Origin of the sequence: Pseudoroseicyclus aestuarii, from assembly GCF_003217255.1 — a bacterium.
GTDB lineage: Bacteria > Pseudomonadota > Alphaproteobacteria > Rhodobacterales > Rhodobacteraceae > Pseudoroseicyclus > Pseudoroseicyclus aestuarii.
This window is the reverse complement of record NZ_QJTE01000003.1, coordinates 1-18,283: the sequence shown is the minus strand read 5'-3', so window position 1 is coordinate 18,283 and position 18,283 is coordinate 1. Positions and strand designations below refer to the sequence as shown.

Sequence of the window (18,283 nt, the reverse complement as noted above, 5' to 3'; positions counted from 1 at the left end):
GGCTGTTGATGTTGCATGAAAGCCTCCACGCAGGCCGCGGATCAGGCGTGACGCAGGGGCAGATCCTGCTGCACGCCGGAAAATGTCTTGCCGCAGTCTTGACCCTGGCCGGCCCTGCCTCGGCGCAGGGATTCGCCGGCCTGGGCACCGAGGCCGAGGGCTTTGCCCTGCCCGATCCCGCCGTGCCGCCCGCCTTTCCCGCCGATCACGGGGCGCATCCGGCCTTTCGCATCGAATGGTGGTACCTCACCGCCAACCTCGAGGGTCCGGATGGCAGGCCCTACGGGCTGCAATGGACACTGTTCCGCTCTGCCCTCGCGCCAGAGGCGGGCTCGGGCTGGTCGGCGCCGCAGGTCTGGCTGGGTCATGCCGCCGTCACGACACCCGAGGCGCAGCACGTCGCCCAGCGCCTCGCGCGCGGCGGGATCGGACAGGCCGGGGTGCAGGCCGATCCCTTCGAGGCCTGGATCGACGACTGGCAGATGGCCGGCGACAGCTTCGACGCCCTGACCCTCTCGGCCTCGGGGGAGGCGTTCTCCTACGCCATGACGCTCGAGGCGGAGGGACCGCTGGTGCTGCACGGGCAGGAGGGCCTCTCGGTCAAATCGCCCTCGGGGCAGTCGAGCTACTACTACTCGCAGCCCTTTTTCGAGATCGAGGGCACCCTGGAGCTGCCCGAGGGGACGGTGCCCGTGACCGGGGAGGCCTGGTTCGACCACGAATGGTCGAGCCAGCCGCTGGCCGAGGACCAGCAGGGCTGGGACTGGTTCTCGCTGAGCTTCGAGGGCGGCGCGCGGCTGATGGGCTTTCGCCTGCGCGGCGCGGAGGATTACACCTCGGCCACCTGGATCGCGGCGGACGGCACGCCGACGGCCTATGCCGGCGAGAGCTTCGCCGCGGAGCCGCTGGCGCAGGAGGGGGCCGAGCCGCCGGTGCGCTGGCGCGTGACCCTGCCCGAGCAGGGCGTCGACGTGACGGTCGAGGCACTGAACCCAGGGGCCTGGATGGCCGTCACCCCGCCCTACTGGGAGGGGCCGGTGACGGTGAGCGGCAGCATGGCGGGGCGCGGGTACCTCGAGATGACGGGCTACGAGGCCCCCTGATGCCGGGCAAGGGGGCGCTGCCCCCTGAGGCCTGCGGCCTCACCCCCGGGATATTTCGGAAGAGAAGACGGCAGTGGCCCCGCGTGGGCCGCGCAGGGCGCGCTTGTAATCCGAGGGGGTGGTGCCGGCGAGCTTGCGGAAGCACTTGTTGAAGGCCGAGACGGAGCCGAAGCCGCTGTCCATCGCCACCTCGAGCACGGAATGGCCGTCCTCCATCAGGAGCGCCTGCGCATAGGAGACGCGCAGCAGGCTGACGTAATCGTTCAGCGTCATGCCAGTCGACTTGCGGAACACGCTCATCGCGTACTTGGGATGGATATCGGCCGAGAGGGCGATGTCCTGGGAATGGATGTCCTCGCGGAAATTCTCGGCGATGTAGTCGCAGATGCGGCGCACCGAATCGAAGCTGGCCGTCTCGGCCTGGTGGGCCGCCTCCGCTTCGGGGCGGGCCTGGTGCAGGCTGTGCGGCTGGTAGGCGATCCGCTCGAGCCGGAGCAACAGCTCCTCGATGGCATGGCCGGTCAGCTCTGGCCTGTCGCCGGAAAGCCAGGCGCCGAGGCGGGTGAAGAGCGGATCGTCCTCGGGCGCGGGCGCGGCGGTGCACAGGGTCGCGCCCTGCATCAGCTGGCGCTGCAGCGGCGCGGCGAAGCGCAGGCGGAAGAACCAGACGAGCGGCAGGTGGATCGCGTGGTAGTAGGTATCCTCGGCGGTATCGACGACCCGGTGCGGCAGGCCGCCCCAGAACAGGGCCAGCGCGCCGGGGCCCAGCGTCACCTCGTAGCCCTTCATGCTGTAGCTGAGGCTGCCGCGGAAGACGTAGTTCACCTCGACCTGGGCATGCCAATGCGCGCTGGCCATGATGCCGGGCTGCTCGCAGCTGACGACGAGCGCATTGGGCAGCTTCTCGACCGTGCTGAGATCGGGGTTCCAGTAGCGCTTCGTGCCCATCTTACCTTTCGCGCGATCCGCCCGCCCATCGGCAGAGACGGGCGCGGGGTGCCGGCTAGAGTAGGCAGAGCCCGAAAACCGGGCAACATGAAAACGGGAGGAGACGGATCATGAGGATCACGCGGATGGCCCTTGCGGCCGGTGTGACGGCCCTTTCGGGCGCGGCAACAGCGCAGGAGGACCTGTCGGGAGAGGTCACGATCTGGAGCTGGAACGTCGCGGCCTCGGCCCTCGAGGCGGTGGTGCCCGGCTTCAACGAAGAGTACCCGGACGTCACCGTCACGGTGCAGGATCTGGGCAATGGCCAGGTCTTCGACCGGATGCTGGCCGGCTGCGCCGCCGGGGGATCGGGGCTGCCGGACATCGTCACCGTCGAGAACCACGAGAGCGAGATCTTCTGGGCGCAGTTCCCGGATTGCTTCACCGACCTCGCGGCGCTGGGCTACGACGACGAGACCGCGAACGAATTTCCGGACTTCAAGCGCACCGAGCTCGAGGTGGACGGCACCCGCTACGCGATGCCCTGGGACAGCGGCCCGGTCGCGATGTTCTACCGCCGCGACTACTACGAGGCCGCCGGCGTCGATCCCGAGAGCATCGAGACCTGGGACGATTTCATCGAGGCCGGCCGCGCGGTGCAGGAGGCCAACGAGGGCGTCATCATGGCGCAGGCCGACCTGAACGGCGATACCGAGTGGTTCCGCATGATCGCCAACGAGCAGGGCTGCGGCTACTTCTCGGACGACGCGCAGGAGATCACCGTGGCGCAGCCGGGCTGCGTGGCGGCGCTCGACGCGATGAAGGCGATCTACGACGCGGACCTGATGACGGCGGCGAACTGGGACGAGAAGATCCAGGCCAACAACGCCGGCACCGTCGCGACGCAGATGTACGGCGGCTGGTACGAGGGCTCGATCCGCACCAATGTCCCCGAGGACCAGTCCGGCGAATGGGGCGTCTACCGCATGCCGGGCGTCGAGGCGGATGGCGCGCGCGCCGCGAACCTCGGCGGCTCGGCCCTCGCGATCTCGGAAACCTCCGAGGACAAGGAGGCGGCCTTCGCCTTTGTCGACTACGCCCTGGGCACCGCCGAGGGGCAGGTGACGATGCTGCGGGAATACGGCCTCGTGCCCTCGCTGCTGTCGGCCGAGGACGATCCCTACGTGCAGGAGCCGCTGGCCTTCTGGGGTGACGAGCCGGTCTGGGAAGTGATCCTCGCGACGCTGCCGGACATCGCCCCCTCGCGCGGGACCTCCTTCTTCGGCGATGCCGACCAGATCGTGCAGCAGGCACAGACCCAGTACCTGAACGGCGGCTTCGGGACCGCGCAGGAGGCGCTGGACTATGCCGCGAACCAGATCGAGCTGGTGACCGGGCTGCCCGTCGCCCAGTGACGACGGCGGGTGCCGGGCCAGAGGGGCCGGCACCCACACCGACGCGGCGCAGGCCGCGGCCCGAGGGGAGGCGGGCGAGACGCGATGAAACAAAGAACCGGCACGGCCTACGGCTTTCTGTCGCCCTACCTGATCGTCTTCGCGGCGTTCTGGATATGGCCGATCCTCTATTCCTTCTACCTGTCGTTCCTCTTCACGCGGCGCCAGCCTTGGACCTGGAACCCCCGCGTGACCTGGGGCCGGCTGGTGCAGGATCCCGAATTCTTCAACGCCCTGAAGAACACGCTGCTGATCCTCGTCGTGCAGGTGCCGGTGATGATCGCGCTGGCGGTGCTTCTGGCGGTGCTGCTGAACAGCACGCTGCTGAAGGCGCGCGGGATCATGCGCTTTGCCTTCTTCGCCCCCGTCGTCGTCGGCGAGGTCGCCTATGCCGCCGTCTTCCGGCTGATGTTCAACGCGGATTTCGGCGTCATCAACAAGCTGATCGAAGGCGTCGGTCTGCCCGCCGTGTCGTGGTTCTCGGACCCGACGGCGGCGATGGCGCTGATCATCATGGCGGTGACCTGGCGCTGGGCCGGCTACAACGCGATCATCATCCTCTCGGGCCTGCAGTCGATCCCCGACGACGTCTACGAGGCGGCGACGCTGGACCGCGTGTCACCCGTGAAACAATTCTTCTACATCACGCTGCCGCTGCTGCGCCCGATCATCGTCTTTTGCGTGGTGCTGTCGGTGATCGGCACGATGCAGCTTTTCGCCGAGCCCTTCCTGATCACCAACCGCGGCGGCCCCGGCGGCGCGACCGAAACGCTGGGCCTGTTCCTGTATCGGCAGGGCTTCACCGTGCTGAACTTCGGCTATGCCTCGGCGGTGGCCTATACGATCGCGGCGCTGGCCGTTGTGATCTCTTTGCTCAACCTCTGGCTCGGGAGGGACGCGACATGACCGCAGGGACCGGATCGCGCACCGCGACGCGGCGCCGGCGGATGACCCTGCTGCACCTCGTGATGGTGCCGCTGGCGATCGTCTGGCTTTTTCCGCTGTGGATGATGGTCGTCTTCTCGACCATGCCCGACAGCGGCATCTTCAGCCCCGAGATCCAGCTGATCCCCTCGACCCACTTCATCGAGAACTTCCGCGCGCTCGAGGCCGACACGGGCTTTCTGCGGACGCTCTTCAACTCGGTCTTCGTGGCGGTGATCTATACCGTGCTGTCGGTGATGCTGACCTCGATGGCCGGCTGGGCGCTGGTGCGCTACCGCTTCCGCGGGCGGGGCGTGGTGCTGGGGGTGATCCTTGCGACGCTGACGCTGCCCTACTTCGTGGTCGTCATCCCGCAGTTCATCATGGTCGCCCGCGACTTCGGCCTGTCGAACACCTGGATCGCGCTGATCGTGCCGCCGCTGTTCAACAGCCTGGGCGTCCTTTTCATGCGGCAGAGCTTCTCGCTGATGCCGCAGGATCTCTTCGATGCGGCGCAGGTCGAGGGCGTGAGCGAGTGGAAGATCTTCACCCGCGTCGCGATGCCGATGGCGCGGCCGACCATCGCGGCGCTGTCGATCATCCTCTTCCTGGCCTCCTGGAACAACTACCTCTGGCCGCTTCTGGTCGCCTCGGACCCGTCGATGATGACGGCGCCGGTGGCCCTTGGCAGCCTGATCGGCTTCACCCGCGTCAGCTGGGGCGGGATCATGACCGGCGCCGTGCTGCTGACCGTGCCGATGCTGGTCGTCTTCGTGGCGCTGCAGCGTCACTTCATGTCCGGCATCACCGCCGGCGCCGTCAAATAAGGGAAAGGGGCCGAGCATGGCTGGCGTCAGCTTGAGCGACGTGAAGAAACGATTCGGCGCGGCGGAGGTGATCCACGGCGTCGACCTGACGGTAGAGGACGGCGAGTTCGTCGTCTTCGTCGGCCCCTCGGGCTGCGGGAAATCGACGCTGCTGCGGATGATCGCGGGGCTCGAGGATATCTCGGGCGGCGAGGTGCGCATCGGCGAGCGCGTCGTGAACGATGTCGAGGCCTCGGACAGGGGCACGGCGATGGTCTTCCAGACCTACGCGCTCTACCCGCACATGACGGTCGCGCAGAACATGTCCTTCGGGCTGCGGATGACCGGCAACGACAAGGCCGACACCGAGGCGCGGGTAAGCCGCGCCGCCGAGGTCCTGCAGATCGAGCCGCTGATGGACCGCCGGCCCAAGGCGCTGTCCGGCGGGCAGCGCCAGCGTGTCGCCATCGGCCGCGCCATCGTGCGCGATCCCTCCGTCTTCCTCTTCGATGAGCCGCTGTCGAACCTCGACGCAGAGCTGCGGGTGCAGATGCGGGTCGAGATCGCCCGCCTGCACGGCGAGCTTGGCACCACGATGATCTACGTCACCCACGACCAGACCGAGGCGATGACGCTGGCCGACCGCATCGTCGTGCTGCGCGCTGGCCGGGTGGAACAAGTGGGCCGCCCGCTGGAGCTCTACCACGACCCGGCGAACCAGTTCGTCGCCGGCTTCATCGGCTCGCCCCGGATGAACTTCCTGCCAGGCACAGTCGTCTCGCGCGGCGATGGGCGGGTGCGCCTGCGGCTGGAGCGGGGCGGCGAGATCGAGCTGCCCCTCGAAACGCTACCGCGCGAGGGCGCGGCGGTCACCCTCGGCATCCGGCCCGAGCATTTCGTCCCCGCCGGTCAGGGCGATTGCGACATCACCCTCGAGGTCGAGGTGATCGAGCATCTCGGCGCCACCAGCTTCGTCTATTCCGGCACCCGCTCGGGCGCGCAGATCATCGCCCAGCGCCCCGAGACGCCCGAAAGTGCCGAGGCCTCCGAACACGCGGGCGAGAGGCTGACCGTCGCCATTCCCGCCGCCCGCGCCTTTCTCTTCGACGACAGCGGCGCGCGCCTGCGCTGACCGCCCCCCTACCACAGGACCCCCAATGCGCCTTCGCTCCCTGAACACCGCCGATTGGACATTCGTCCCCGGTTTCGATCCCGCCCGCACCACCGAGCCGCTGGAGGGCACATCGGTCGAGCTGCCGCATAGCGCGGTCGAGCTGCCGCTAAGCTACTTCGACGAGACCGCCTACCAGCAGCCCTTCACCTACCAGATCAACCTGCCCTGGGAGGATCGCTTCGAGGGGCAGGAGGTCGCGCTGCAGTTCGACGGCGCCATGGCCGATGCCGAGGTCTGGGTGAACGGCGAGAAGATCGCCGCGCATCGTGACGGCTACACCCCCTTCGAGGCGCGGCTGACCCCGCATCTGTCGAAGGAGGGCACCCGCGTCACGGTAAAGATCGACGGCAGCGAGAACCCCGAGATCCCGCCCTTCGGCGGGCGCATCGACTACCTGACCTATGCCGGGATCTACCGCGACGTCTGGCTGAAGGTGGTGCCCAAGGTCGCGATCCAGCGGGTCGCCATCCGCACGCCCGATGCGCTGGCCGAAGCCAAGTCCCTGCGCGCCACCGTGCACCTCTCGGCCCCCGATGCCGCGCCCGAGGGCACCCTGACCGCCCGCCTTGTGGACGCCGAGGGCCGCACCCTGGCCGAGGCCGAGACCCCCGTGACCGGCGAGACCGCCGAGATCGCGATGGAGGGGCTGACCGGCATCACCCTCTGGTCCTGCGAGACGCCGGCGCTCTACACCCTCGAGCTGTCGCTGGGCGAGGACAGCCTCTCCACCCGCTTCGGCTTTCGCACGGTGGAGTTCACGCCCCACGGGTTCGAGCTGAACGGCAAGCCGCTGAAGCTGACCGGCCTGAACCGGCACCAGGCCTTCCCCTACTCGGGCTACGCGCAGGGGCGGAAAAGCCAGGAACGGGACGCGGAGCTGCTGCAGGAGCTGGGCTGCAACCTCGCCCGCACCTCGCATTACCCGCAGTCCTCCTACTTCCTCGACCGGTGCGACGAGATCGGCCTGCTGGTTTTCGAGGAGATCCCCGGCTGGCAGCACATCGGCGGCGAGGGCTGGAAGGCCGAGAGCGTGGAAAACGTGCGCCGGATGATCCGCCGCGATTTCAACCACCCCTCGATCATCATCTGGGGCGTCAGGATCAACGAAAGCCTCGACGATCACGACTTCTACACCGCGACCAATGCCGCCGCCCATGAAGAGGACGACACCCGCCAGACCGGCGGCGTCCGCTTCCGCGCGGAATCGGAGTTCCTCGAAGACGTCTACACGATGAACGATTTCATCCTGGGCGATTTCGAGAACCCGATGTCGAACCGCCCGCGCACCGCGCTGCGCCCGGTCCCGGAGACGACGGGCCTGAAAGAGCCGGTCCCCTACATCGTGACCGAATACAACGGCCACATGTTCCCGACCAAGTCGGGCGATCCGGAGCAGCGGCAGGTCGAACACGTGACCCGGCACCTCGACGTGCTGAACGCAATGCACGGCGATCCGCAGATCTCGGGCTGCATCGGCTGGTGCTTCTACGACTACAACACGCACAAGGACTTCGGCTCGGGCGACCGCATCTGCCACCACGGCGTCGCCACCATGTGGCGAGAGCCGAAGTTCGCCGCCCATGCCTATGCCAGCCAGCAAGACCCCGAGACCCGCGTGGTGATGGAGCCGGTGACTTACTGGACCCGCGGCGACCGCAACATCGGGGATTTCCTGCCCCTCATGGTGCTGACCAACTGCGACGAGGTCGAGTTCCGCTATGGCAGCCTGTCCAAGCGCGTCGGTCCCGATCACGCGCGCTATCCGCATCTGCCGCATCCCCCCGTCATCATCGACCACCGCCACTTCACCCCCGAAGAGCTGGGGCGCTGGGGCGCCGCCTGGTCCGAGGGCGAGGTGATCGGCTACCGCGGCGGGGCCGAGGTGGCGCGCCGCCGCTTCGCCGCCGATCCGCTGCCGACGACGCTGGAGGTCGCGCCCGACGCGGCGGTGCTGGAGGCCGAAGCCCGCGACGAGGTGCGGGTGATCGTCCGGGCGCTGGACCAGCAGGGCAACCGCCTGCCCTTCCTCAACGATGTCGCGCGGTTCGAAGTCAGCGGCCCCGCGCAGATCATCGGCCCGGACTGGGCCGCCTTCGAGGGAGGGACGACCGGCCTCTGGCTGCGCGCCACGGGTGGCACCGGGCCGGTCACGCTGACGGTGCAGTCGCAGCGCTTCGCGCCCGTGACAGTGGAGGTTCAGGCACAATGACCGGTCCGATCAGATGGGGCATCATCGGCCCCGGCGCCATCGCCCAGAACTTCGCCGACGGGGTGGCCGAGGCGCCTGATGCCACGCTGCAGGCCATCGCCAGCCGCAGCGCCGAGCGGCGGGCCGAGTTCGGGAATCGCAACGCCGTACCCACCCGCCACGACAGCTACGAGGCGCTGGTCGCGGACGCTGAGGTTGACGCCGTCTACATCGCGACGCCCCATCCCTTCCACGCCGAGCAGGGGCTGCTCGCGATCCGCGCCGGCAAGCCGCTGGTGATCGAGAAGCCGCTGGGCCTGAACGCCGCCGAGGCCGTGGCCCTGGTCGAGGCGGCCCAGCAGGAGGGCGTGCTGCTGATGGAGGGGTTCATGTACCTCCTGCATCCGCAGATCGCCCGGATGATCGAGATGATCGAGGGTGGCGCCATCGGCACGGTCCGGCACATCCGCGCCAGCTTCGGCTTCGCCGCGACGCGCGATCCCGAAAGCCGGCTCTTCAGCCGCGCCCTCGCCGGGGGCGGCATCCTCGACGTCGGCGGCTACCCCGTCTCCGCCGCGCGGCTGATCGCCGGCATCGGCACCGGCGGCTTCGCCGATCCGCTGGTGGTGAAGGGGGCCGGCGTCCTTGGGCCCACCGGGGTCGACGAGGTCGCGCATGGCCTGCTGACCTTCCAAGGCGGCATCACCGCCGAGATCGCCTGCGCCGTCACCCGGACCATGGAGAATTCGATCACCGTGGAGGGGACGGAGGGCAGCCTGACCCTGCCCGACCCCTGGGTGCCGGGCCGCAATGCCGGCCCCTCGGACGCCGTGATCCGGCTGGTGAAGAACGGCGAGACGACGGAGGAGTGGGTGAAACACCCCGCCCATCTCTTCATGCACGAAGCGCAGGCCGTCAGCCGCGCGCTTCTGGGGGGCCTAAGCGAGGTGCCCTACCCCGCGATGTCGCCGAAGGGCTCGATCGGCAATGCCGCCGTGCTGGACCAATGGCGGGCCGAGCTGGGCTATGCCACCTTCGCCGAAGAGCCGGGCGCCCTCCGCCGCCTGCCCCGTACCCTGCCCGCCGGGCTGCCACAGGTGCCGCAGGTCACGCTGCCGGGCCTGGACCGGCCCATGAGCCAGCTGGTCATGGGCTGCGACAACCGCGACACCCCGGCCGAAGGGGCGGTGGTCTGGGATGCCTGGATGGAGGCCGGCGGCAATGCCTTCGACAGTGCCTTCGTCTACGGCGGCGGGCGGCACGAGGCCGTGCTGGGGCAATGGATCGCCTCGCGCGGCGTGGCGGAGGAGATCACCGTGATCTCCAAGGGCGCCCATTCCCCCTATTGCACGCCGCGCGCGCTGCTGGCGCAGTTCGAGATCTCGATGGGCCGGCTGCAGCTGAACCATGTGCCGATCTACATCCTGCACCGCGACAACCCGGAGGTGCCGGTCGGCGAATTCGTCGAGGCGGTGAACGGGCTGATCGCCCAGGGCCGCGTCGGCATCTGGGGCGGCAGCAACTGGACCCCGGCCCGGCTGGCCGAGGCGCAGGACTACGCCGAGGCTAAGGGCCTGCAGGGCCCGAGCATCCTGAACAACAACCTCAGCCTCGCGGTGATGGAACGGCCGGTCTGGCCGGGCTGCGTCACCTCGAACGACGCGCGGACACTGGCCTTCCTCAAGGAGCGGCAGGTCGTGCACCTGAGCTGGTCCAGCCAGGCGCGCGGCTATTTCCTGCCCGAGGCGCTGCGGGATCGCCTGCCAGAGGATACCCGCCCCGAAGCCTGCTTCGGCAGCGCGGCCAATGCCGAGCGCCGCCGCAGGGCCGAGGCGCTGGCAGGTGCGCGCGGCGTCAGCGCCCACAACATCGCCACGGCCTGGGTCCTGAGCCAGCCTTTCCCCTCGCTGGCGCTGATCGGCCCGCGCAGCGCGGGCGAGATCGCCTCGACCCTGCCGGGCGTGGGGCTGACACTCGATCCCGGCACGGTGGCCTGGCTCAACCTCGAAACGGATGCGGCGCCGGCCGAGCTGGCCTGAGGCTGCGCCAGCAGCCTCCGTAAGAACACAGCAGGGCGCGCCAATGGCGCGCCCTTCCGCTTGGTCCCCCGGCTCAGGTGGCGGCGGCGCGATCCGCCTCGGTCACCGCCTCGGGCAGATCGTCGAAACTGCCGTAGTTCATGTCGTAGAGGCGGGAATAGAGGCCGCCCAACGCCATGAGCTGGTCGTGGTTGCCCTCTTCGATCTTCACGCCGTTCTGCAGCACGATGATGCGGTCGGCGTTGCGGATCGTCGCCAGACGGTGCGCGATGACAAGGCCCGTGCGCCCCTTGAGCAGGGTCTGCAGCGCCTTCTGGATCTGCATCTCGGTATAGCTGTCGATATTGGCCGTCGCCTCGTCCAGCACGAGGATCTTGGCATCCGCCACCAGCGCCCGCGCAAAGCTGAGAAGTTGCCGCTGCCCGAGGCTCAGGTTGCTGCCCCGCTCGTCCAGCATGGACTGGTAGCCCTGCGGCAGCGCCATGACGAAGTCATGCGCGCCGACCGCCTTCGTCGCCTCGATCACCGCCTCGTCGCTGGCGCCATGGGTCGAATAACGGATGTTCTCCATCACCGTGCCGGTGAAGAGATAGGGCTCTTGCAGCACCATCGCGATGTGCTGGCCAAGGCTGTCCTGCGTCACATCGCGCACGTCGCGCCCGCCGACGAGGACCGCCCCCTCCTGCACGTCGTAGAAACGGTGGATCAGCGACATGGAGCTCGACTTGCCCGAGCCCGTCGGCCCGACCAGCGCGACCGTCTCGCCCGAGTTCACGCGGAAGCTGACGTTCTTGAGGACGGGATGCGCGGGGTTGTAGCCGAAGCTGACGTCCCTGAATTCGACGCTGCCGTCGTCCGCGTCCGTCAGCGGCGTCGCGTCCGGCGCGTCCTCGACATCCACGTCGACGTCCAGCACCTCGGTCAGCCGGTGGCCCGAGGCCATGGCCCGCTGCATCACCGAATACTGCATCGTCAGCGAGCGGATCGGGTCGAAGAACCGCTGGATGTAGAAGAGGAAAGCGACCATCACGCCGACGTCCAGCGTGCCGCCCAGTACCCTTTGCCCGCCGGCCACGATCACCAGCGCCATGGCAATGCCGGTCAGGGTGTCGACGATCGGCACCATGACCTGCGCCAGCCGCGAGGCGCGGATATGGGCGGTGTAGTTCGCATCCGCCAGCTCCTTGTAGAGCGTCGCGTTCAGCGGGCCGCGGTCCATGCCCTGCACCGCGCGCACGCCGTGGATCGCCTCGGCCAGCGCGCCATTGGTGACGGAGTTCGCCTCATGCGCGGCCATGAAGGCGGCGCGCGCCTTCGACAGCCAGAGCACCCGGACGAAGAACAGCACCGGCAGCACGCAGAGCACCAGCAGGCCAAGCTGCCAGTCCAGCGCCAGCATGACGACGACGATGCCGACAAGCAGCAGCATGTCCCCGACCGACAGGACGGAGGTCTCGAGAAACTCCTGCATGGAGTTCACGTCGCCCTGCAGGCGGGACATCAGGCGCCCGACCTCGGTCTTGTCCATGAAGGACAGGGACACGCGCTGCAGGTGGCTGAACATCCGGCGGCGGATGTCGAAAAGCACGTTCTCGGCCATGCGGCCGGTCACCGCCTCCTGCAGGTAGGAGGCACCGTAGTTCACCGCGACGACCAGGGCGAAGCCCGCGCAGGCAAGGCCCAGCACGCCCATGTCGATGCCGGTGCCGACATCGCCGCCGGCACCGCCCATGCCGTGGTCGATCGCCCAGCGGATGATCAGCGGGATCACCAGCTGGCACAGGGTGAACACGACGACCGAGGCGACCGAGATGACAAGCTGCCGCCGGTAGGGCGAGACGAAGTCCCAGATGCGGCGGATCACCTTGCCGTCGAAGGCGCGGCCGAAGATCTCTTCCTCGATCCGGTCGCTGCCGACGACGGCGCGCAGGCGCGGGCGCCCGTCGAGGTGCGGATCGCGGGGTTCGCCGGTGCGGGTCGGGCTCATCGCGCGGTCTCCATCTCGTCCAGGACATCGCCCTCGGGGCGCATCTGCAGGTCGTGCAGCGCGCGGTAGCGCCCGCCCTTGGCCAGCAGCTCATCGTGGGTGCCCTCTTCGACGATGCGACCGTCCTCGAGGAAGAGGATCCGGTCGGCATGCATCAGGCTGTTCAGGCGGTGCGCCACGATCAGGGTCACCCGCTCGGCCGAGTACTGGCGCAGGGCGCTGCGGATGCGGCTTTCGGTGCCGGCGTCGATGGCCGCGGTGCTGTCGTCGAAGATCATCACCGCCGGCTCCATCATCAGCGTGCGCGCGATGGACAGGCGCTGGCGCTGCCCGCCCGAAAGCGAGACGCCGCGTTCGCCCACGACCGTGTCGTAGCCCTGCGGCAGGCCGAGGACGTAGTCGTGCAGCTGCGCGCTTTCCGCGACGCCGCGGATGCGCCGGTCATGCGCCTCTGGATCGCCGTAGACGATGTTGTTCTCGATCGATGTGGTGAAGAGGAAGCTGTCCTGCTGCACCACCGCCACCGCGTGCCGCACCGACGACAGCGAGACGTCGCGAATGTCCTGCCCGTCGATGCGGATGCTGCCCTCGGTCGTGTCGTAATAGCGCGGGATCAGGTGCATCAGCGTCGACTTGCCGCTGCCCGGCGGGCCGACGATGCCGATGGTCTCGCCCTTATGCGCGGTGAAGCTGACGCCGCTGATCGCCCTGTGCCCCTCGGCGCCTTGGTATTCGAAGCCGACGCCCTCCAGCGTCAGGGTGCCCTCCGTTACCTTGAGGTCGGGGGCATCCGGCGCCTCATCGACCTCGAGCGGCATGTCCAGCAGCGCGAAGAGACGCGCGCCGCAGGTCGAGGCGCGGGCGTAGCTGTTCACCATCAGGCCCAGCTGGCGCACCGGCATCTGCAGGATGGTCATGAAGGTCAGGAAGGTCGCCAGCGTGCCGACCGTGATCTCGCCCGCCGCGACCTGGCGGCCGCCGAAGTAGAGCACGAGACCCATCGCGAGGAAGAAGGCGAAGGTCATCGCGCTGGTATCGCGCACCCGCACCGTCACCCGCTGGTGGCTGAGGTGCAGCGCCTCGGTCGAGGCCTCGTCGAACTTCGTCAGCTCGTGATCGGCGGCGGAAAAGGCGCGCACGACGCGGATGCCGCCGAGGTTCTCTTCCATCACGCGGCTGAGCACGCCCAGCCGTTCCTGCAGGATCAGCCAGGTCTTGCGCAGGGTCAGCTGCATGACGGAGCTGCGCCAGGCCGCGAAGGGCACGAAGCTGAGCGCCAGCAGCCCCAGCACGATGTCGGTCGACAGCAGAAGCCAGGCGCCGATGCCGATCAGCAGCGTCAGCAGGATCGTGCGGATCACCCCGGTCGAGAAGAACATCCGCACCCCTTCGAGGTCGAGCATGCCGACGGTGATCAGGTCGCCCGAATGGGTCCGGTCGTGGAAGCTGAAGGGAAGGCGCTGGATCTTCGAGTAGATCTGCAGCCGCAGCTCATGGGCAAGGCCGTGCCCCACCGCCTCGGCGCTGTAGTTCTGCAGGAGGGTGAAGAGCCCGCGCGCAACGCTGACGGCAAAGAGCGCAAGGGCGATGCGCCAGAGCGTGCCCTGATCGCCGGTCTCGTTCGCGACGGCCTGCGTGGCATCGACGGCGCGGCCCAGAAGCACCGGGATCGACAGCTGCGCCGCGACGGCGGCCACGGTGGCCAGGACCGACAGCGTCACGAGGCCGGGGCTCGCCTTCGTCATCCGCAGGATCCGCTTGAGCGCGTCGATCCCCTGCTGCGTGTCGACCGCGCGGGTCCGCTGGAAGATGCGCGCCTGCTCGGCGGCTTGGTCCGTCTCGGCCATGGGAACTGTCGCCGCAGGCCCGCCGGGCTGCGGCCTCCGTTTGCTGCGGGCGGCGCCGTGGCGCGGGCCCGTGACGTTGCGTATGGCCCCGGACTTACCGAGGCTCGGCAGGAGGGACAAGCGCCGCACGCGGCTTTTTGCCGCGATCCGGGCGCCTCTGCCCGCGAAATGGGCCCGATTGCAGCGCTGCAAGGTGGACAGGGCGGCTTTCCGGCGGTTACCTCTGCAGGTCTGCAGGCCGGCGCATCTGGCACCCGGCCCTTGGCACCTGCTTGGGAGGATTACGATGGACAGACGCGCATTCTTGACGAAATCGGCGATTGCCGGCACCGGCCTCGCCGGGGCCTCGGCGCTGGCCGCACCGGCCGTGGCGCAGGGCAACCAGACCTGGCGCATGGTCACCACCTGGCCGAAGAACTTCCCCGGCCTCGGCGTCGGCGCGCAGCGCCTGGCCGACCGGATCACCGCCGCCTCCGGCGGGCGGCTGACGATCCAGGTCTATGCCGCGGGCGAGCTGGTGCCGGCGCTGCAGTCGCTGGACACGGTGATCGATGGCGGCGCCGAGATGTGCCACTCGGCGGCCTACTACTGGCAGAACAAGTCGACCGCGCTGTCCTTCTTCACCGGCGTTCCCTACGGCATGACCAGCACGGAGCTGTCGGCCTGGATGCGCCACATGGGCGGGCAGGAGCTGTGGGACGAGGTCTATGACCAGTTCGGCCTTCAGAGCTTCCTGTCGGGCAACACGGGCGTACAGGCGGGCGGCTGGTTCCGCGAGGAGCTGACCGGCCTGTCGGACGTGCAGGGCCTGCGCTTCCGCACCCCCGGCCTCGGCGGCCAGGTCTGGGAAAAGCTCGGCGCCACCGTCACCAACGTCGCCGCGGGCGAGATCTTCCAGGCGCTGCAGTCGGGCACGCTGGACGCGGCCGAATTCGTCGGCCCCTACAACGACCTCGCGCTCGGCTTCTACCAGGTGGCCAAGAACTACTACATGCCGTCCTTCATCGAGCCCGGCCTCGCGACCGAGCTGACGGTGGACAAGGCCAAGTACCAGGAGCTGCCCGAGGATCTGCAGGCGATCATCCGCGATTGCAGCCAAGCGGAATACGACATGGTCACCGCCGACTTCGCGGCGAACGATCCGCGCGCCCTGCGCACCCTGCAGGAGGAGCACGGCGTGACGGTGCGCCAGTTCCCGGACGAGATCCTCGAGGCCGGCGCAACCGCCGCGCAGGAGGTGATCACCGAGCTGCGCGAAGGCGGCGACGACCTGACCAAGCGCACGGTCGAAAGCTTCGTCGAGTCGCTGAACCTGATGCGCTCGCGCAGCCAGACGATGGACGATCCCTTTATGCGCGCGCGCGAGCAGTACTTCTCGCTCTGATCCCGGGGCGCCCGACAAGAGAAAGGCCCGGACCGCGATGGTCCGGGCCTTTTTTCATGCGCGGGGCGGGCAGGTCAGCCGCCCTGCGGCAGCCAGGTGACGATCTGCGGAAAGATGAAGAGGATCGCGATGGCCAGCGCCTGCAGGGCGACGAAGGGAATGATCCCGCGGTAGATCGCGGAGGTCGGCAGGCTCGCCGGGGCGACGCCGCGCAGGTAGAACAGCGCAAAGCCGAAAGGCGGCGTCAGGAAGCTGGTCTGCAGGTTCACCCCGACCAGCACGCCCAGCCAGACAGGATCGACATCCAGCGCCAGCAGGATCGGCGCAGTGATCGGGATCACGATGAAGATGATCTCGAAAGTGTCGAGGATGAAGCCCAGCACGAACATCAGCAGCATCACCGCCAGCACCGGCACCAGCGTCCCGCCCGGCAGGTTCGACAGCAGTCCGTGCACGAGGTTGTCGCCGCCCATCAGGCGGAAGACGATCGAGAACACCGAGGCGCCGAAGAGGATGATGAAGACCATCGAGGTGATCGTCGCCGTGGCCGTCACCACCTCCTGCAGAATGCGCGGCGAGAGGCGCCAGCGCAGCGCCGCGAGGATCAGCGCGCCGACCGCCCCGACCGAGGCCGCCTCTGTCGGCGTCGCGATGCCGCCGAGGATCGAGCCCAGGACCGCGAGGATCAGCGCCAGCGGCGGGATCAGCGCGACGACCACCTCGCGCAGCAGGTGCTTGCGCTCTTCGGGGGGAACGGGCGTCGCCGGGCAGCTTTCGGGATCGGTCACCGCCTTGAACACGATCCAGGCAGAGTAGAGGCCCACCAGCATGACGCCCGGCAGCAAAGCCCCGGCGAAGAGATCGCCGACAGAGACCGGCGTGGGGGCGAAATTGCCCTTCTCCATCTGCACCTGCGCATTAATCCCCGAGAGCATGTCGCCCATGAAGATCAGCACGGTCGAGGGCGGGATGATCTGCCCCAGCGTCCCCGAGGCGCAGATGACCCCCGTCGCCAGCTCCGGCTTGTAGCCGGCGCGCAGCATCGCGGGCAGAGAGATCAGGCCCATGGTCACCACGGTGGCGCCTACGACCCCCGTCGAGGCCGCGAGCATCGCGCCGACGATCACCACCGACAGGCCCAGTCCGCCGCGCAGGTTGCCGAAGAGCTTCGACATCGTCAGCAAGAGCTGCTCGGCGATCCGCGATCGCTCCAGCATGACGCCCATGAAGATGAAGAGCGGCACTGCGACCAGCACCTCGTTCGTCATGTAGCCGATATAGCGGTTCGGCAGGCTGCCGAAGTTCGAGAGGTCAAAGACCCCGAGGCTCCAGCCCACGAGGCCGAATAGCAGCGAGACGCCGGCCAGTGTAAAGGCGACGGGGAACCCCAGCATCAGGAAGCCGATGATGCCGAAGAACATCAGGCCCGACAGGACCTCTCCAAGCAGGACGGGATCCATCTCAGCGCGCCCCCTCGCCAAGGGGCTCCGTGACCACGCCGGGTCCCGGTGCCTCCTGCGGATACCGCAGGGCCAAAGGCAGGCGATGCTCCTCGCCCCGCAGCACGAGGATCGAACGGGCGATGATCGCCAGCCCCTGCAGCGCGAGCAGAACGCCAAAGCCGATGATGAAGCTCTTCAACACGAAAAGCCCGGGCAGTCCCCCGACATTGGCCGAGCCTTCCCAGTAACTCCAGGAGCGGCGCACGAAGGGCCATCCGTAGGACAGGACGATCCAGGCGAAGGGCAGCAGGAAGACCAGGGTGCCGATCATGTCGATGACGGCCTTCCGGCGCGGGCTGGCCGGGCGGTAGAAGATATCGACCCGCACGTGGTCGTCGCGCATCAGGGCGTAGCCCGCGACGGCGGTGAACATGGCGCCGTTGAGCCAGATGTAGAGATCCTGCATCCAGAGGTAGCTGACGGAGAAGACGTAGCGCTGCACCACGACCGTGAAGCAGATCACGACGATGGCGAGGGCGAACCACGAGGCAATGCGCCCGACGATGATATTGATCGCTGCGCTGCCCCTGACGATGGCGGCCAAAACGCCCATGCCTGCCTCTCCGTTCTGATTGTTGCGCGCAGATGCCATGAATGCGCAGGCCGGACAATCCCGGAGCGCTTGCGGAAGGCTGCGAAAACGATGAGCGGGTCGCGGCGAGGCCTGGATTGCGTCCGATCAAGGGTGAGAGCGAAGCCCTCATTCTCTCGGGCTGAGGTCAGGGCCGCTCGCCTCGACGCTCTACTCAGCGCATGAGGGGCTCAGGTGCTGTAAACCGCAACGGACGGTTCACGGCCACGACGCGCGAACGCCCCCGCTTATAGCGGGGTTAGTTTCGTTTGGTGATTTTGATGATTTGGTTGCGGGAGTAGGATTTGAACCTACGACCTTCAGGTTATGAGCCTGACGAGCTACCGGACTGCTCCATCCCGCGCCAGGGGTGTCAT

13 protein-coding genes and 1 tRNA gene are annotated in these 18,283 nt (G+C 68.2%); 8 read left to right on the top strand and 6 right to left on the bottom strand.

Going from position 1 to position 18,283, the window contains the following annotated elements; genetic code table 11:
• The first annotated feature begins 98 nt into the window (after positions 1 to 98).
• Positions 99 to 1,103, top strand: a complete 1,005-nt coding sequence (locus DFP88_RS09335) for a lipocalin-like domain-containing protein (RefSeq protein ID WP_342767709.1) — start codon at positions 99 to 101, stop codon at positions 1,101 to 1,103.
• 39 nt (positions 1,104 to 1,142) lie between these two features.
• On the opposite strand, the gene DFP88_RS09330 is transcribed toward DFP88_RS09335, so the two are convergent.
• Positions 1,143 to 2,051 (bottom strand): helix-turn-helix domain-containing protein, encoded by a 909-nt coding sequence (locus tag DFP88_RS09330; RefSeq protein ID WP_110814230.1) that lies wholly within the window; start codon positions 2,049 to 2,051, stop codon positions 1,143 to 1,145.
• Between the two features lie 110 nt (positions 2,052 to 2,161).
• Between DFP88_RS09330 and DFP88_RS09325 the strand changes: the two genes are divergently transcribed.
• The 6 genes from DFP88_RS09325 to DFP88_RS09300 all read left to right on the top strand — a co-directional run bounded on the left by DFP88_RS09325 (position 2,162) and on the right by DFP88_RS09300 (position 10,615).
• A complete protein-coding gene (locus DFP88_RS09325) occupies positions 2,162 to 3,445 on the top strand; it encodes an extracellular solute-binding protein (protein WP_110814229.1) in 1,284 nt (427 codons plus the stop codon).
• An 84-nt stretch (positions 3,446 to 3,529) separates the two neighbouring features.
• Complete coding sequence (locus DFP88_RS09320) at positions 3,530 to 4,390, top strand: carbohydrate ABC transporter permease (protein ID WP_110814228.1); 861 nt, start codon at positions 3,530 to 3,532, stop codon at positions 4,388 to 4,390.
• The gene (locus tag DFP88_RS09315; RefSeq protein WP_220032314.1) at positions 4,387 to 5,235 is read left to right on the top strand and encodes a carbohydrate ABC transporter permease; all 849 of its coding nucleotides are present in this window, start codon (positions 4,387 to 4,389) and stop codon (positions 5,233 to 5,235) included. The genes DFP88_RS09320 and DFP88_RS09315 overlap by 4 nt, the downstream gene beginning before the upstream one ends.
• 16 nt (positions 5,236 to 5,251) lie before the next feature.
• Entirely contained in the window at positions 5,252 to 6,346 is a 1,095-nt protein-coding gene (locus tag DFP88_RS09310; RefSeq protein WP_110814227.1) for an ABC transporter ATP-binding protein, read from the top strand.
• A 25-nt stretch (positions 6,347 to 6,371) separates the two neighbouring features.
• Positions 6,372 to 8,597 (top strand): glycoside hydrolase family 2 TIM barrel-domain containing protein, encoded by a 2,226-nt coding sequence (locus tag DFP88_RS09305; protein WP_110814226.1) that lies wholly within the window; start codon positions 6,372 to 6,374, stop codon positions 8,595 to 8,597.
• Positions 8,594 to 10,615, top strand: a complete 2,022-nt coding sequence (locus DFP88_RS09300) for an aldo/keto reductase (protein WP_110814225.1) — start codon at positions 8,594 to 8,596, stop codon at positions 10,613 to 10,615. The genes DFP88_RS09305 and DFP88_RS09300 overlap by 4 nt, the downstream gene beginning before the upstream one ends.
• A 73-nt stretch (positions 10,616 to 10,688) precedes the next feature.
• Here DFP88_RS09300 and DFP88_RS09295 read toward each other — a convergent pair whose 3' ends face one another.
• Complete coding sequence (locus tag DFP88_RS09295; protein WP_110814224.1) at positions 10,689 to 12,602, bottom strand: ABC transporter ATP-binding protein; 1,914 nt, start codon at positions 12,600 to 12,602, stop codon at positions 10,689 to 10,691.
• Positions 12,599 to 14,449, bottom strand: coding sequence for an ABC transporter ATP-binding protein (locus DFP88_RS09290; protein WP_110814223.1), 1,851 nt, complete (start codon positions 14,447 to 14,449; stop codon positions 12,599 to 12,601). Before DFP88_RS09290 ends, DFP88_RS09295 begins: the two co-directional genes overlap by 4 nt.
• A gap of 286 nt (positions 14,450 to 14,735) precedes the next feature.
• On the opposite strand from DFP88_RS09290, the gene DFP88_RS09285 reads away from it, so the two are divergent.
• Positions 14,736 to 15,833 carry a TRAP transporter substrate-binding protein gene (locus DFP88_RS09285; protein WP_110814222.1) on the top strand — a complete coding sequence of 366 codons (1,098 nt, stop codon included), beginning with the start codon at positions 14,736 to 14,738 and terminating at the stop codon, positions 15,831 to 15,833.
• Positions 15,834 to 15,907: 74 nt separating this feature from the next.
• Here the strand turns inward: DFP88_RS09285 and DFP88_RS09280 are convergent, their stop codons facing one another.
• The 3 genes from DFP88_RS09280 to DFP88_RS09270 form a co-directional block, all read right to left on the bottom strand.
• Positions 15,908 to 17,293 carry a TRAP transporter large permease gene (locus DFP88_RS09280; RefSeq protein WP_110814221.1) on the bottom strand — a complete coding sequence of 462 codons (1,386 nt, stop codon included), beginning with the start codon at positions 17,291 to 17,293 and terminating at the stop codon, positions 15,908 to 15,910.
• A gap of 1 nt (position 17,294) precedes the next feature.
• Entirely contained in the window at positions 17,295 to 17,888 is a 594-nt protein-coding gene (locus DFP88_RS09275) for a TRAP transporter small permease subunit (RefSeq protein WP_110814220.1), read from the bottom strand.
• 305 nt (positions 17,889 to 18,193) lie between these two features.
• Positions 18,194 to 18,270: transfer RNA gene (locus DFP88_RS09270), tRNA-Met, on the bottom strand.
• Positions 18,271 to 18,283 lie beyond the last annotated feature (13 nt).

Coding starts and splice junctions, on each gene's coding strand:
- DFP88_RS09315 (WP_220032314.1), top strand. CDS start 4,387: ATGACCGCAGGGACCGGATCGCGCACCGCGACGCGGCGCCGGCGGATG.
- DFP88_RS09310 (WP_110814227.1), top strand. CDS start 5,252: ATGGCTGGCGTCAGCTTGAGCGACGTGAAGAAACGATTCGGCGCGGCG.
- DFP88_RS09305 (WP_110814226.1), top strand. CDS start 6,372: ATGCGCCTTCGCTCCCTGAACACCGCCGATTGGACATTCGTCCCCGGT.
- DFP88_RS09295 (WP_110814224.1), bottom strand. CDS start 12,602: ATGAGCCCGACCCGCACCGGCGAACCCCGCGATCCGCACCTCGACGGG.
- DFP88_RS09320 (WP_110814228.1), top strand. CDS start 3,530: ATGAAACAAAGAACCGGCACGGCCTACGGCTTTCTGTCGCCCTACCTG.
- DFP88_RS09290 (WP_110814223.1), bottom strand. CDS start 14,449: ATGGCCGAGACGGACCAAGCCGCCGAGCAGGCGCGCATCTTCCAGCGG.
- DFP88_RS09275 (WP_110814220.1), bottom strand. CDS start 17,888: ATGGGCGTTTTGGCCGCCATCGTCAGGGGCAGCGCAGCGATCAATATC.
- DFP88_RS09325 (WP_110814229.1), top strand. CDS start 2,162: ATGAGGATCACGCGGATGGCCCTTGCGGCCGGTGTGACGGCCCTTTCG.
- DFP88_RS09330 (WP_110814230.1), bottom strand. CDS start 2,051: ATGGGCACGAAGCGCTACTGGAACCCCGATCTCAGCACGGTCGAGAAG.
- DFP88_RS09280 (WP_110814221.1), bottom strand. CDS start 17,293: ATGGATCCCGTCCTGCTTGGAGAGGTCCTGTCGGGCCTGATGTTCTTC.
- DFP88_RS09300 (WP_110814225.1), top strand. CDS start 8,594: ATGACCGGTCCGATCAGATGGGGCATCATCGGCCCCGGCGCCATCGCC.
- DFP88_RS09285 (WP_110814222.1), top strand. CDS start 14,736: ATGGACAGACGCGCATTCTTGACGAAATCGGCGATTGCCGGCACCGGC.